This is a genomic window from Candidatus Polarisedimenticolia bacterium (assembly GCA_036004685.1).
Lineage (GTDB): Bacteria > Acidobacteriota > Polarisedimenticolia > Gp22-AA2 > AA152 > DASYRE01.
The window spans coordinates 97,021-108,596 of the sequence record DASYRE010000043.1; the positions used below are offsets into that span (position 1 = coordinate 97,021).

Sequence of the window (11,576 nt, forward strand, 5' to 3'; positions counted from 1 at the left end):
GGCTTCAGCTCAGCTCGCGGAACACCTGCTCGACGCGCTCGCACGCCCATTCCAGATCGGTCCGGGTGATGACCAGCGGCGGCGCGAAGCGGATGGTGTTGGCGTGGGTCTCCTTGCAGAGCAGGCCCTTCTTCATCAGCGCCTCGCAGAAGCGCCGCGCCCCGCGCGCCTCCGGCACGAGCTCCAGGCCGATCCAGAGTCCGCGGCCCCGGACCTCGCGGATTCGCGGGTCGCGGATCTGCCGCAGCCGGCCCAGAAACCATTCCCCCTGCTCCGCCGAGTTCTCGATCATCTTCTCCTCAAGGAGCACGTGGAGCGCCTCGCGCGCCACGGCTGCCGCCAGCGGATTCCCGCCGAAGGTCGAGCCGTGATCGCCCGGATTGAAGACCCCCATCACCTCGTCGTCGGCGAGGATCGCCGAGACGGGATAGAAACCGCCGGCGAGCGCCTTGCCGATGATCACGACGTCCGGCCGCACCGCTTCGTGCTGGAACGCGAACAGCTTTCCGGTCCGTCCAAGACCCGACTGGATCTCATCGGCCACGAACAGGACGCGTTGCTTCCGGCAGAGATCCGCGATCCCGCGGAGGTATCCGGCGGGCGGGACGACGATGCCGCTTTCGCCCTGAATCGGCTCGACCAGGATGGCGACTACGTTCGGGTTCATGGCGGCGCGGATGGCTTCGAGATCGCCGTAGGGCAGCAGCGTGAAACCGGGGGTGAACGGACCGAAGCCGTCGCGGTACTGCTCGTCGTCCGAGAAGCCGACGATCGTCGTGGTCCGGCCGTGGAAGTTGCCCCGGAAGACCAGAATCTCCGCCTTGCCGTCCGGAACTCCTTTCACCTTGTATCCCCACTTGCGGGCCGCTTTGATCGCGGTCTCCACCGCTTCGGCCCCCGAGTTCATGGGGAGCATCCGCTTGTAGCCGGTAAGCTGGACGACCTGCCGGTAGAGCGCGCCGAGCTGGTCGTTGCGGAAGGCGCGCGAGGTCAGCGTCACCTTCTCCGACTGCTCCACCAGCGCCTTGCGTATCCGAGGGTGACAATGCCCCTGGTTGACGGCCGAATAGGCGGCGAGGAAATCGAGATACTTGTTCCCCTCGACGTCCCAGACCCAGACCCCCTGCCCCTTCTCGATGACGACGTCGAGCGGATGATAGTTGTGGGCTCCGTATTCCTCTTCGAGCTTGATGAAGTCTGCCGTGGCGGTCTTGGTCGTCGTCATGGTCCTTCTCGGGCTCCTTGCTTGCATGTGGGTCTTGGGGTTTGGTCGCGCCGTCACGGAATGCCTCGGCACGTGGAGCGCTATTCTACATGAAGACGGGCCTTTTGTGCTGATGTCCCGCAGCGTGTTTCGGCCGTTCCCTCCCGTGGATTCGCGCTCATCGGGCCTAAGATAACTCATCCAAATAATGATGAGACCCGGCCCAAAATCGGGCCGGGCCGCGCCGGAGTCGCAAGCCCGAGCAGCCGTCAACTTACAGAATAATAATTAGTTGCGTGATTCGCCGGATCTGCGTTCGCGGGCTCCGTCTCGCCTCGAATTCGCTGGCCCGGCTCTTGCTGCTTGGTTGAGCTCAATCCAAGTAGATCAGTCGGCCTTGAGGGGGAACAGCATGATGGGACGGGTCTTTCAGCGCCTCAACGCGCGCACCTTTCGGGTTCTCGGCCCGGCGGCCCTTGTCGCCCTGGCGGCGCTGCTTCCCGGCAAGCCGGCCTGGGCGCAGGGGTGAGTCCTCATCCGGAACAACGCGCCCGTGTTCGGCGCGTCCGAGTCGATCGCCTTCACTCCCCATGAATGGCAGCTCTCGCTGAACTATCGCGGGCTGCGCTCCAACGACCACTACAACGGCACCAAATTCCAGTACCAGCGCAAATCGGCAGGCAACTTCGTCCTCAACACCCAGCAGCTCTACGATCTCGGCGCCTCGTACAACTTCACGCAGCGGTTCAGCGTCTTCGGCAGCCTGCCGATCGTCAACGCCACCTGGTCGATCCCGGAGCCGACGACGGCTCCGCTGGGACCGCGGCGCGAGCAGAACGCGAGCGGCATCGGCGACGCGAGCGCCATCGCCCGCTTCTGGCTTCTCAGCCCGTCGAAGCATCCGCGCGGGAACATCGCCGCCGGGATCGGGGTCAAGGCACCGACCGGCGATTACGACGCGGAGGACGAGTACCCCAACATCAACGGGACCAACAACACCGTCAAGGCGGTCGATCAGTCGATTCAGCCGGGAGACGGAGGGTGGGGAATTCTCTTCGACCTCCAGGGCTACAAGAGCCTGAAGCACGTCACGTTCTACGGATCGGGGACCTACCTCGCGAATCCGCGCGACACCAACGGGACGCCGTCGATCATCGTCGGGCTCGGATTCGGAGCCAATCCGGCGTTCGCGGGAATCATCGAGAACTCCGTTCCCGACCAATACGTCGCCCGCGTGGGGGCCGCTTTCCCGGTCGTGAAGGACCGGCTCAGCCTGAGCCTCGGCTTTCGAATTGAAGGACTGCCCCGGTACGACCTGTTCGGCGACAGCCACGGCTGGCGGCGGCCGGGCTACGAGACCTTCGTCGAGCCCGGAATCATCTATTCCACGAGCCGCTCGACCTGGTCGCTGTACGTGCCGAAGGGGCTGGTGCGCAATCGCCGGCCGAATCCTTACACCGGGAACCCCGGAGACGCGACGTTCCCCGACTACATCGTCCTGGCGGGATATTCTTTCCGATTCGGGGGCGCTGCGCCCGGGCTGGATCGGACTCCGCCCACGCCCGTCCTCCCGGAGCCGCCGCGGCCCGATCTTCCCACCGGCCCCCCGACCCCCGGGTATTGCAGTGCAGATTAGGAGCATTCGCACCGCCGGGGTTTCACCGTCGGCGCTGTCGGCAAAGGCGGCAAGTCATGGCCATCGAGCGTCGAAGGAATTGACGATTTTGGGATGCTATAGGAGCGCCGCGTCTCTGAAATAACGTTCCAACCGAGGCCGTCGAGGCGCCCGGATGGCAAGGCGCGCCCGAGCGTCGCGTACCCAAAGCGGTACGCCAGCGAGGTCGCAACGCCGCCAGCCGGGATGGCTCGACGGCCGGATGTGACGGAATTTCAGGGACGAGACGCCTAAGCGGGCATCGCGAACTTGATCTCGGGCGATTCCTTCTCGGCGGGGGCGACTTTGTACATCTCCCGCTGCGTCATGGAAAGCGTTCCCGCCAGGAAGACGTAAGGCACCTGCTGGATGCGCGCGTTGTTGATGGTCACCGACTCGTTGTAGAACTCGCGGCGATCGGCGATCTCGTTCTCCAGCGCGCTGACGCGCTGCTGGAGCTGGGTGAAATTCTGGTTCGCCTTGAGGTCGGGGTAGGCCTCCGCCAGGGCGAAGAGGCTCTTCAGCGCGCCCCCCATCTCGGCGCCGGCCTGAGCCATGTCGGCGGGGCCCTTCGCCTGCAGGAAGCGGCTGCGCGCCTCGATCACCTTCTCCAGCGTCCCGCGCTCGTACTGCATGTACCCCTCGCACACCTTCACCAGCTTCGGGATCTCGTCGTAGCGCTGCTTCTCCAACACCTCGATGTTGGCCCACGACTTGTCGACGTTCACTTTGATCTGCACGAGCTGGTTGTAAATGCCGATGAGATAGCCGACCGCGATCACCGTCAAGACCACGAGCCCGATCAGCACGACGATCCCCATCGTCTCCTCCCTATCCGAAAAGTGAAGCCCACGGGAAGGTCCAGCCTCCCGGCAAGACCCCGAAACGGCCCAGAAGCGACGTCATCATCGCCAGCGCGCCGGCGCCGCCGAGCCCGATGCATCCGAACGCCTTCCAACCGAGCAGCCGGGCGATGCTCCTCTCGTCGCGATCCGAGATCACGAACGTCGACTCGGTCTCTCCCACTCCCACCACCAGGCTCGCTTGCGGCTCCGCCGCCGCTCTTCCCGCCTCCTCCTGGAGCAGCTCCTGCCTCACGACCGCGACCGCTCCCGCCCATTCCTGCTCGTCCAGCGTCCCGTTGGCGTCGAGATCGAAGCGCTTCACGGCGCCGGGATCCCGCTTGACCTGGCGGAGTCTCTCGCTCAGGGCGGCGCGCCGATCCTCGAGCAGGTCCCGCTGCTTCGACACCGTGCCGAGGACGTAGACACCGTCGCGCGGATCGATGCGCCACTCGGAATAGCGCTTGCGCCTGCCGAACCACCCTTCGGCGCGGTCGATTCTCTGATAGTCGCGTTGCAGGATGACGTCGGCGCCTTCCGGGTTGACGAGGATCCTGCCCGTCGGGTCCTCGACCTGGAACGGGACGTTCGATTTCCCCTGGTCGACCGTCACCCACTCCTTGCCCCCCTTGCTGCGCTGCCGCTCCTCCTCCACCAGGTACCGGAAGTAATGGCAGCGGGCTCCCGACAGCGGGGCCGCCAAAGCCGCCTCCCGGGGAGCGCTCCCTTTGATCTCGGAGAGGCCCATGGCAACCGACCGGATGGGCGACGACGGCACGTTTTCGATCATGTTCTTCTTGCGCAGCTGGCGGAAGCCGTAGCGCACGAGGAAACCCGCGCCCACCGCCGCGGCGAGGTCCAGAATCCAGGAGGCGCTCACTCCCGGTCCCGAGGAGAAAATCCGGCTTCCAGCCACCACGGCAAAGATGATCGCCATGACAATCGAGACCAGTCGCTTGCCGGGCTGGCTGAAGCCGCCGACGTCCCAGGTGACCCGCATGGTCTTTTCACCGTCCTCCAGTCCGCAAATATAACGCCGCGCGGGGGTTTCGCAACCTCACCTCCCCTTCCCGCGCCCGGAATTCCCGCCGGCCCGGCCGGTGCCGGCGCCGCCGGCAAGCTCCCCCGCCGGCAGGAGCAGCCGCTGCGCCCCCGCGAGCGCCTCCTCCAGGGTTCCCACGCGGCCGTCGAGCTGCATCTCGTAGACCGCCCGGGTGATCTCTCCGATGCGCGGCCCCGGGGCGAGCCCCATCGCGAGCAGATGCCTTCCCATCAGGATCGGCGCCGGAGGCTTCACCTCGACGCCCAGCGATCGGACGCGCTCCCGGAACCATTCCTGGGCATCGGTTTCGAACTCTCCCGTGCGGCCGAGGCAATCGGCCCGGGAGACGCGATACAGAAGGTCGGGCTCCAGCTTCCGGGAGAGGCGGCGGAACGCCCCGTCCCCGACGTGATCCCGGTTCTTGAAGAAATGGCTCGGCGTGAGGTGGTGCGCGACGAGCTGCACCACCTGCTCGCGCAGATCGTAGCCTCCGAGCGTATGAAGGTTGAGCCGGTCCAGGAAGGAGCGCGTCGGCGCGACGCCCGCGTCCTCATGATCCATGGAGCGGATCCGGCCGTCGATCACCGCCGTCGTGAGGGGCTTGCCGAAGTCATGACAAAGAAGCGCGAGCATCACCGTCAGGCGCCTCTCCCGATCGAGACCCTCCGTCTCCTCCCGGCCCCGATCCAGGCAGAGGAGGGTGTGGGTCCAGACGTCGCCCTCCGGGTGCCACTCCGGCTCCTGCGGGCAGCCCTTCAGCACCGCCACCTCCGGAAACAGCTGGTCCACGACTCCGAGCCGATCGGCCCATTCCATGCCGCGCGACGGCCGGCGCGCCTTGAGAAGCAGCTTCTCCAACTCGCCCCAGATCCTCTCGGCGGGGAGATCGGAAAGCTCGATCGAGCGGCAAAGCGCGACCGTGCCGGGATCGATCTCGAACTCCAGCCGGGCGGCGAGCTGGACCGCGCGCAGGACCCTGAGGCTGTCCTCCGCGAAGGTGGCGGGGTCGACGGCCCGCAGGACCCTCGCCTTCAGGTCGGCTTGCCCGCCCCAGGGGTCGAGCAGCGCGCCGGAGAGAGGGTCGAAGAGCATGGCGTTCACGGTGAAATCACGGCGCCGCGACGCCTCCCACTGCGAGAGATCGGGGTCTCCCGTCACGGCGAAGCCCCGGTGGCCTGCGGCCACCTTGCTGTCGCGGCGCGGCAGGCTCACGTCGAAAACGGGGATCGTGGCTCCCGCGGCGCCGCCCTCGTCCCGGGCTTCCGGCACGACTTTGAAGACGGCGAAGGACTCTCCGACCAGATTGACTCGGCCGAAGCGCTGGAGGAGCGCCGCGAGCCGCTCGGCCGGCAGGCCGTAGACCTCGACGTCGATCTCCTGCTGCTCCGGATAGCCGTCGAGGCCTTCCAGGCGCAGCCTCGCGAGATCGCGGACCCATCCTCCGACGAGGTAGGCGCTGCCGCCCGCCTCCTTCAGGGCGGCGGCGAGGGCCGTCACGCGGGAATCCAGGGTGGCGGAACTCATGGCCCGGATTATACAAGCTCGACCGGCCCAGACCGGGCCCGGAGAGCCGGATTTGACCCTCCGGCGTCCCTCATCTAAAGTAATGGCGCCTGCGACCGCTCGTATAAAATTTCCTCTCCATGGAGACGGTGATGCGAATCGTGAAGTTCCTTGCCCTGGGCGCCTGCTTCGCCATTTTCCTCGTTTCGGCCGGCGCTCCGGCTCTGGCGGCCAACCCGAAGCTGATGAACCCCTCGGCCCTCAATGAAAAGGCTCCCGAGACCTTCAAAGCGAAGTTCGTCACCTCGAAAGGCGATTTCGTCGTCGAAGTCACGCGCGCCTGGGCGCCGAACGGCGCCGACCGCTTCTACAACCTCGTGAAGAACGGCTACTACGACCAGGCCCGTTTCTTCCGGGTGATCTCGGGATTCATGGTCCAGTTCGGGATCAACGGCGATGCGGCGCTCAACCAGGTCTGGCGCGAGGCGAGGATTCCCGACGATCCGGTGGCCCAGAGCAACAAGCGCGGATACGTCACCTTTGCCACGGCCGGCCCCGGGACGCGAACCACCCAGGTCTTCATCAACTACAACGACCGCAACGCGATGCTGGACGGACAGGGCTTCGCCCCCTTCGGCCTGGTGACCGAGGGGATGGAGGTCGTCGACAAGCTCTACGCCGATTACGGCGAGGGAGCGCCCCAGGGCCGAGGACCGGACCAGGGCCGCTCCCAGACCGAAGGAAACTCCTACCTGACAAAGTCTTTCCCGAATCTGGATTACATCAAGTCCGCCACGATCCAGAAATCTGAGGCTAAGCCGAAGGCTACGGTCCCGAAATCGGGAGACTCCTCTTCACCGAAGTGAATTGCCCTTGGACCCGACATTCGGATTCTCCACTTCCCTCAAAGTAGATTGCCCTTGGACCCGACGGGCGTAGAAACCACGCCCGCGGGTCAAAGGCAGTCGGCTCCGGCCGCGCGAACTTAAGCCAGTATCCGCGGCCCGCGTCGCCTGGGATTTGTCTCTTACGATCTGCAGGTCACAACCCCTGGAGGCTCCGGCAGTTGACCGGGACCCCGGCGGATCCGCCCTGTACACCTGGGGGGACCTTGCTATATCATCTTTTCTCACGTCCAGGAGAGGAATACATGGAAACCACGCCCGGGAAGTCGATCGCCACGATCCAGACCAGCATGGGAACCGTCACGTTCGAGCCCCTTCCGGAGCTCGCTCCGGAGCACGTGAAGAACTTCCTGGAGCTGGCCCAAAACGGCTTCTACGACGGCACGAAGTTTCATCGCGTCATCCCCGGCTTCATGATCCAGGGAGGCGATCCGAACACCCGGACCGACAACGTCTCCGCGTGGGGAACTGGAAGCGGCCCGCGGCGCATCAAGGCGGAATTCAGCCATTCCGACAAGGCCAGCCACGTCCGCGGTATGGTCTCCATGGCCCGAAGCACCGATCCCAACTCCGCCTCCTGTCAGTTCTTCATCGTGCAGAAGGACTCCAAATTCCTGGACAACCAGTACTCGATCTTCGGCCGGGTCCTGACGGGCTTGGAGGTGGTCGACGCCATCGCCAACACGCCGCGGGACGCGAGCGACCGGCCGCTCAAGCCGGTGACCATCGATCGCGTCACCGTCTCGAGCCGCTAGAGTCCGTCCGAAAGGAGCGTCTCTTGGCCGCGCGGGAACGGGTCGGCTGGGACCGGTATTTCATGAACATCGCCCGCCAGGCGGCGAGCCGCTCGACGTGCGACCGGAAGTTCGTCGGCGCCGTCATCGTGCGGGATCGGATGATTCTCTCCACCGGCTACAACGGGTCGATCCGCGGCCGGCCCCACTGCGATGAAGTGGGCCACGATCTCGAGAACGGCCACTGCATCGCGACGATTCATGCCGAGGCCAACGCGATTCTCCAGGCCGCCAAGAACGGAGTGAACATCAGCGGGGCGGAGCTCTACACGACGGCGAGCCCCTGCTGGAACTGCTTCAAGCTCATCGCCAACGCCGGAATCAAGCGCATCTATTACGGCGAGTTCTACCGCGACGAGAAGAGCTTCCGCATCGCCAAGGAAGTCGGGGTCGAGCTGATCGACCTCGGCGCGGAAGCCGGAGCACCGGCATGAAGGGCCAGCCGGTCCTGCTGGCCGCCGGGCGCGCGTCGACCGCGCCGATCGCCGCAGCCCTGGAGGACGCCGGATTCGACGTCCGGCGCCTCGAGCCGGCCGAGGCCCGGCCGGACAGGGTCCGGTCGCTCGGCCCGCGCCTCCTCGTCCTGGAGGCCCCCGCGCCTTTGTCGCTTGCCGCGATCCAGGAATTCTGGGACGGCGCTCCGATGGACGACCACCTCCCGATCCTGCTCCTCGAGCCGCCTCGGGCGGCCGGCTTCTCCCTCTCGGAGCTGGACGAGCCGGTCGATCGAGTGGCCGTCCCGTGCGATCCCCGCGAGGTCGTGGCCCGGGTCGAGGGGCTGTTTCGCGAGAAGCTGATCCGGATCTTCCGGCGCTCGTTCCACGAGATCAGCCAGCCGCTCACCATCGCCCGCGCCTACTCGAGGCGGGCGATGAGCCTGGTCTCCCCCGGCGACGCCATTCAGCCGACGATCGCCGAGCTGGACCGCCAGGTGGAGCGCCTGTTCCGAATCGCGGAAGACCTGCAGAGGAGGAGGATGGAATGAAGAGGAAGCCGATCCAGCCGCCGGCGCCCCCGGCGCTGGAGGACATCCGCCGCCGCTGCGAAGAATACCTGGAAGCGGTCAACCGGGAGGAATACCTGTTCTCGTCCGGTCTGAAGGGCGAAACCGATCTTTTCGACATCGAGCAGTCGTACGCCGACCTCGCCTCTCCCGGCGCGATCCAGGAAGTGACCAAGGAGCTAGGGAAGGCGCGGGGCGAAGAGGCCTCGAAGACCTTTCACCTGCTGAGCTTTCTGCTGGATCAGCTCCTCGACAGCCAGGTGAGCGCCCTGCAGAACCGGCTCTACTCCCGCCAGGGGAAGGCCACTCTCAAGATTCGGCGCAAGTCCCTCCCCTTCCGCCGCAGCCAGGCGGCGCTGGCCACGGAGCCGGATCGGGTCGTGCGCCTGCTGATCGGCAGCGAGCAGCACCGGATTTTCAGCCATCTCAATCCGATCCTTCTTTCGATCCTGAAGGATCTCCATACCGCCTCCAACCAGCTCAACCGCGGCGGGCACGTCGAGCTGTGCGGCCGCCAGATCGGCGTGAACCTCAAGGTCCTGGGGGAAGCCGTGGATCGGTTCCTCTCCGGGACGCGGGATCTCTACTTCGAATCGATGGAGCGCGCGGCCCGCGAGCGCCTCGGCCTGGGGCTCGACGATCTGCGCCGCGAGGACATGGCCTACCTCCTGGGAGGAACGGAGTTCGACGAGGCCTTCCCGGCCAAGGAGATGGTCTCCACGGTCGAGGAGATCCAGAAGGACATGGGGCTCGATCCGACCGCCGGCGGGCGCATCGCGTACGACCTCGACGAACGGTCCGGGAAATCCCACCGGAGCTGCGCCTACATGATCCGGGTGCCGGACGAGCTCGTCGTCTCGGTGCGCCTAAAAGCGGGGCCCGCCGCGCTGCGGCAATTCCTGGAGGAGGCGGGGCAGGCCATGCACCGGTCGGCCGTCGATCCCACCCTGCCATTCGAGTTCCGCTTCCTGGGATTTCCATCGGTCTTCCAGGCCTCGGGCCGACTGTTCGGCGGCATCCTGCTGAACCGGAGGTGGCTGGCGAAGCGCAAGAGCCTGCACAAGGATCCCGACCCTCTCCTGGCGACCCTGGGCCTCAAGGAGATCTATTTCCAGCGCCTCCTGGCCACGCAGTTCCGCTACGAGCTGGCGCTCCATTCCAGCGACCAACCCGACAAGATGGACGTCGTCTTCTCCGACATGATCGCCGAGCACTGCTCCGTCCGGTTCGCTCCGGAGGCCTATCTCCACCTGACCGACTTCCATTTCAACTCGGCCCGCTACCTCCTGGGACTGCTGCTCGAATCGGTGCTGAGACGCCGGCTGGCCGAGCGTTTTGGGCCGGAGTGGTTCGCCAAGCGGGACGTCGGAGGCTTCTTGAAGGACCTCTGGAAGGGAGGGGGCCGTTTGAGCTATTCGGACGCCATGGAGCGGCTCGGCGGCAAGGAGATGGACTTCTCTCCCATGGCGGACGACCTGAAATCGCTGCTCGCCTAGTTTTTCCCGCGCCTCGCCTGGGTTGATTACGACAAAGTAACCGCGCGCCGGCCTCTTCGGGCCGGCGGTTGACTCCGCCGGACCTGGAAATATATTAACCCCCGGCCGTTTTCGTCAGGCCACCCTTTCGAGAGGCGCGATGCCCGACCCATCCCCATCGACATCCGAGGAGCTTTTCAGGAAGGCGATCGATCAGCTGGAGCATAAGCAATACCAGCAGTGCATCTCCATGCTGCGCACCGCGATGGATACGGAGAAGCAGACGAGCGCCGCGCCGCGGATGAAGCACCTCTCCTATCTGGGGCTCGCCCTGACGCTTTCCCAGGGAAGATCGGAGGAGGGGCAGAAGCTCTGCGAGCAGGCGGTGAAGCGCGAGTTCTACGATGCCGATCTCTTCTGCAACCTCGGAATCGTGAGCATGAGGAACCGGCGCAGGAAGCAGGCCTTCGAGGCGTTCCGTAAAGGCCTCGCCCTGCGGCCCAAGCACCCCCGCATCATCGAAGAGCTGGACCGGCACGAGCGGCGCCAGGATGCCGTCTTTCCCGCCCTTCCCCGCAACCATTCGCTGAACCGGATCGCCGGCAAGCTGCGCTACCGGTTTCGCCTGCTCTTCCAGCGCGACTCCCTCGCGAGTGACTAAACACAACGCCCGAATTCGCGACTTGAGCACTACTCGTAAAGCGTCACACAACTCGGTCGCTGCGGGCCCGTTCTGGTGCTTTTATGAGCCGGGGGCGGGCTTCGCGGGGGTAGGCGGGCGGAACTTCTCCTTGAGGCGCTGAAAGAGGTCTCCGGGCATCTCCATCCGGACGTCGACGACCTTGCCGCGGTCGGTCACCGAGATCGTCTCCAGCGCCGCGGCCGAGTCAGGATCCCGGCCCTGCGTCCCGAGCTTCCCGAAGGCGAGAATTCCCCGCACCGCGTCGGCCAGGTTCCGGGCGCTCTTCTCGGTCAGCGTGTCGATCTCCACTGTGACGCCGAGGTTCTCGGACACGATCGCCGCCAGCCGCCCGTCCACGACCGAGGCCAGGTTCCGGATGGCGGGATCGGGAAGGACGCCCGGCAGGCTCTGCCGGCGGCTCGCTGCCAGCCGGGCAAGCTCCCGGCCGTCCAGGACCGCCCACACCTGCGCC

General features: G+C 65.8%; 12 protein-coding genes. 7 read left to right on the forward strand and 5 right to left on the reverse strand.

Annotated features, from left to right (window positions below):
* Positions 1-4: 4 nt before the first annotated feature.
* Positions 5-1,225, reverse strand: coding sequence for an ornithine--oxo-acid transaminase (rocD, locus tag VGR67_11915; protein HEV8337115.1), 1,221 nt, complete (start codon positions 1,223-1,225; stop codon positions 5-7).
* A gap of 532 nt (positions 1,226-1,757) precedes the next feature.
* Between rocD and VGR67_11920 the strand changes: the two genes are divergently transcribed.
* The gene (locus tag VGR67_11920; protein ID HEV8337116.1) at positions 1,758-2,840 is read left to right on the forward strand and encodes a hypothetical protein; all 1,083 of its coding nucleotides are present in this window, start codon (positions 1,758-1,760) and stop codon (positions 2,838-2,840) included.
* A 269-nt stretch (positions 2,841-3,109) separates the two neighbouring features.
* Here the strand turns inward: VGR67_11920 and VGR67_11925 are convergent, their stop codons facing one another.
* Genes VGR67_11925 through VGR67_11935 form a run of 3 tightly spaced genes read right to left on the reverse strand, consistent with a single transcriptional unit; the run spans position 3,110 to position 6,266 of the window.
* Entirely contained in the window at positions 3,110-3,679 is a 570-nt protein-coding gene (locus VGR67_11925) for a LemA family protein (GenBank protein HEV8337117.1), read from the reverse strand.
* A 10-nt stretch (positions 3,680-3,689) separates the two neighbouring features.
* The gene (locus VGR67_11930) at positions 3,690-4,700 is read right to left on the reverse strand and encodes a GIDE domain-containing protein (protein HEV8337118.1); all 1,011 of its coding nucleotides are present in this window, start codon (positions 4,698-4,700) and stop codon (positions 3,690-3,692) included.
* 57 nt (positions 4,701-4,757) lie between these two features.
* A complete protein-coding gene (locus VGR67_11935) occupies positions 4,758-6,266 on the reverse strand; it encodes an HD domain-containing protein (GenBank protein HEV8337119.1) in 1,509 nt (502 codons plus the stop codon).
* A 131-nt stretch (positions 6,267-6,397) separates the two neighbouring features.
* Between VGR67_11935 and VGR67_11940 the strand changes: the two genes are divergently transcribed.
* The 6 genes from VGR67_11940 to VGR67_11965 all read left to right on the forward strand — a co-directional run bounded on the left by VGR67_11940 (position 6,398) and on the right by VGR67_11965 (position 11,083).
* On the forward strand, positions 6,398-7,111 hold the full coding sequence (locus VGR67_11940) for a peptidylprolyl isomerase (protein HEV8337120.1): 714 nt from the start codon (positions 6,398-6,400) through the stop codon (positions 7,109-7,111).
* A gap of 284 nt (positions 7,112-7,395) precedes the next feature.
* Positions 7,396-7,905 (forward strand): peptidylprolyl isomerase, encoded by a 510-nt coding sequence (locus tag VGR67_11945; protein HEV8337121.1) that lies wholly within the window; start codon positions 7,396-7,398, stop codon positions 7,903-7,905.
* Between the two features lie 23 nt (positions 7,906-7,928).
* Positions 7,929-8,378 (forward strand): dCMP deaminase family protein, encoded by a 450-nt coding sequence (locus tag VGR67_11950; GenBank protein ID HEV8337122.1) that lies wholly within the window; start codon positions 7,929-7,931, stop codon positions 8,376-8,378.
* Positions 8,375-8,929, forward strand: coding sequence for a hypothetical protein (locus VGR67_11955; GenBank protein ID HEV8337123.1), 555 nt, complete (start codon positions 8,375-8,377; stop codon positions 8,927-8,929). The genes VGR67_11950 and VGR67_11955 overlap by 4 nt, the downstream gene beginning before the upstream one ends.
* On the forward strand, positions 8,926-10,443 hold the full coding sequence (locus VGR67_11960; GenBank protein HEV8337124.1) for a hypothetical protein: 1,518 nt from the start codon (positions 8,926-8,928) through the stop codon (positions 10,441-10,443). Before VGR67_11955 ends, VGR67_11960 begins: the two co-directional genes overlap by 4 nt.
* 139 nt (positions 10,444-10,582) lie before the next feature.
* Positions 10,583-11,083, forward strand: a complete 501-nt coding sequence (locus VGR67_11965; GenBank protein HEV8337125.1) for a hypothetical protein — start codon at positions 10,583-10,585, stop codon at positions 11,081-11,083.
* 81 nt (positions 11,084-11,164) lie between these two features.
* Here VGR67_11965 and VGR67_11970 read toward each other — a convergent pair.
* The coding region (locus VGR67_11970) for a hypothetical protein (protein ID HEV8337126.1) at positions 11,165-11,576 on the reverse strand (412 nt) is incomplete at its 5' end.

What these genes read in the sequence shown, in the direction of transcription:
- rocD (HEV8337115.1), bottom strand. Translation starts at nt 1,225, where the DNA reads ATGACGACGACCAAGACCGCCACGGCAGACTTCATCAAGCTCGAAGAG.
- VGR67_11925 (HEV8337117.1), bottom strand. Translation starts at nt 3,679, where the DNA reads ATGGGGATCGTCGTGCTGATCGGGCTCGTGGTCTTGACGGTGATCGCG.
- VGR67_11930 (HEV8337118.1), bottom strand. Translation starts at nt 4,700, where the DNA reads ATGCGGGTCACCTGGGACGTCGGCGGCTTCAGCCAGCCCGGCAAGCGA.
- VGR67_11935 (HEV8337119.1), bottom strand. Translation starts at nt 6,266, where the DNA reads ATGAGTTCCGCCACCCTGGATTCCCGCGTGACGGCCCTCGCCGCCGCC.
- VGR67_11940 (HEV8337120.1), top strand. Translation starts at nt 6,398, where the DNA reads ATGCGAATCGTGAAGTTCCTTGCCCTGGGCGCCTGCTTCGCCATTTTC.
- VGR67_11945 (HEV8337121.1), top strand. Translation starts at nt 7,396, where the DNA reads ATGGAAACCACGCCCGGGAAGTCGATCGCCACGATCCAGACCAGCATG.
- VGR67_11955 (HEV8337123.1), top strand. Translation starts at nt 8,375, where the DNA reads ATGAAGGGCCAGCCGGTCCTGCTGGCCGCCGGGCGCGCGTCGACCGCG.
- VGR67_11960 (HEV8337124.1), top strand. Translation starts at nt 8,926, where the DNA reads ATGAAGAGGAAGCCGATCCAGCCGCCGGCGCCCCCGGCGCTGGAGGAC.
- VGR67_11965 (HEV8337125.1), top strand. Translation starts at nt 10,583, where the DNA reads ATGCCCGACCCATCCCCATCGACATCCGAGGAGCTTTTCAGGAAGGCG.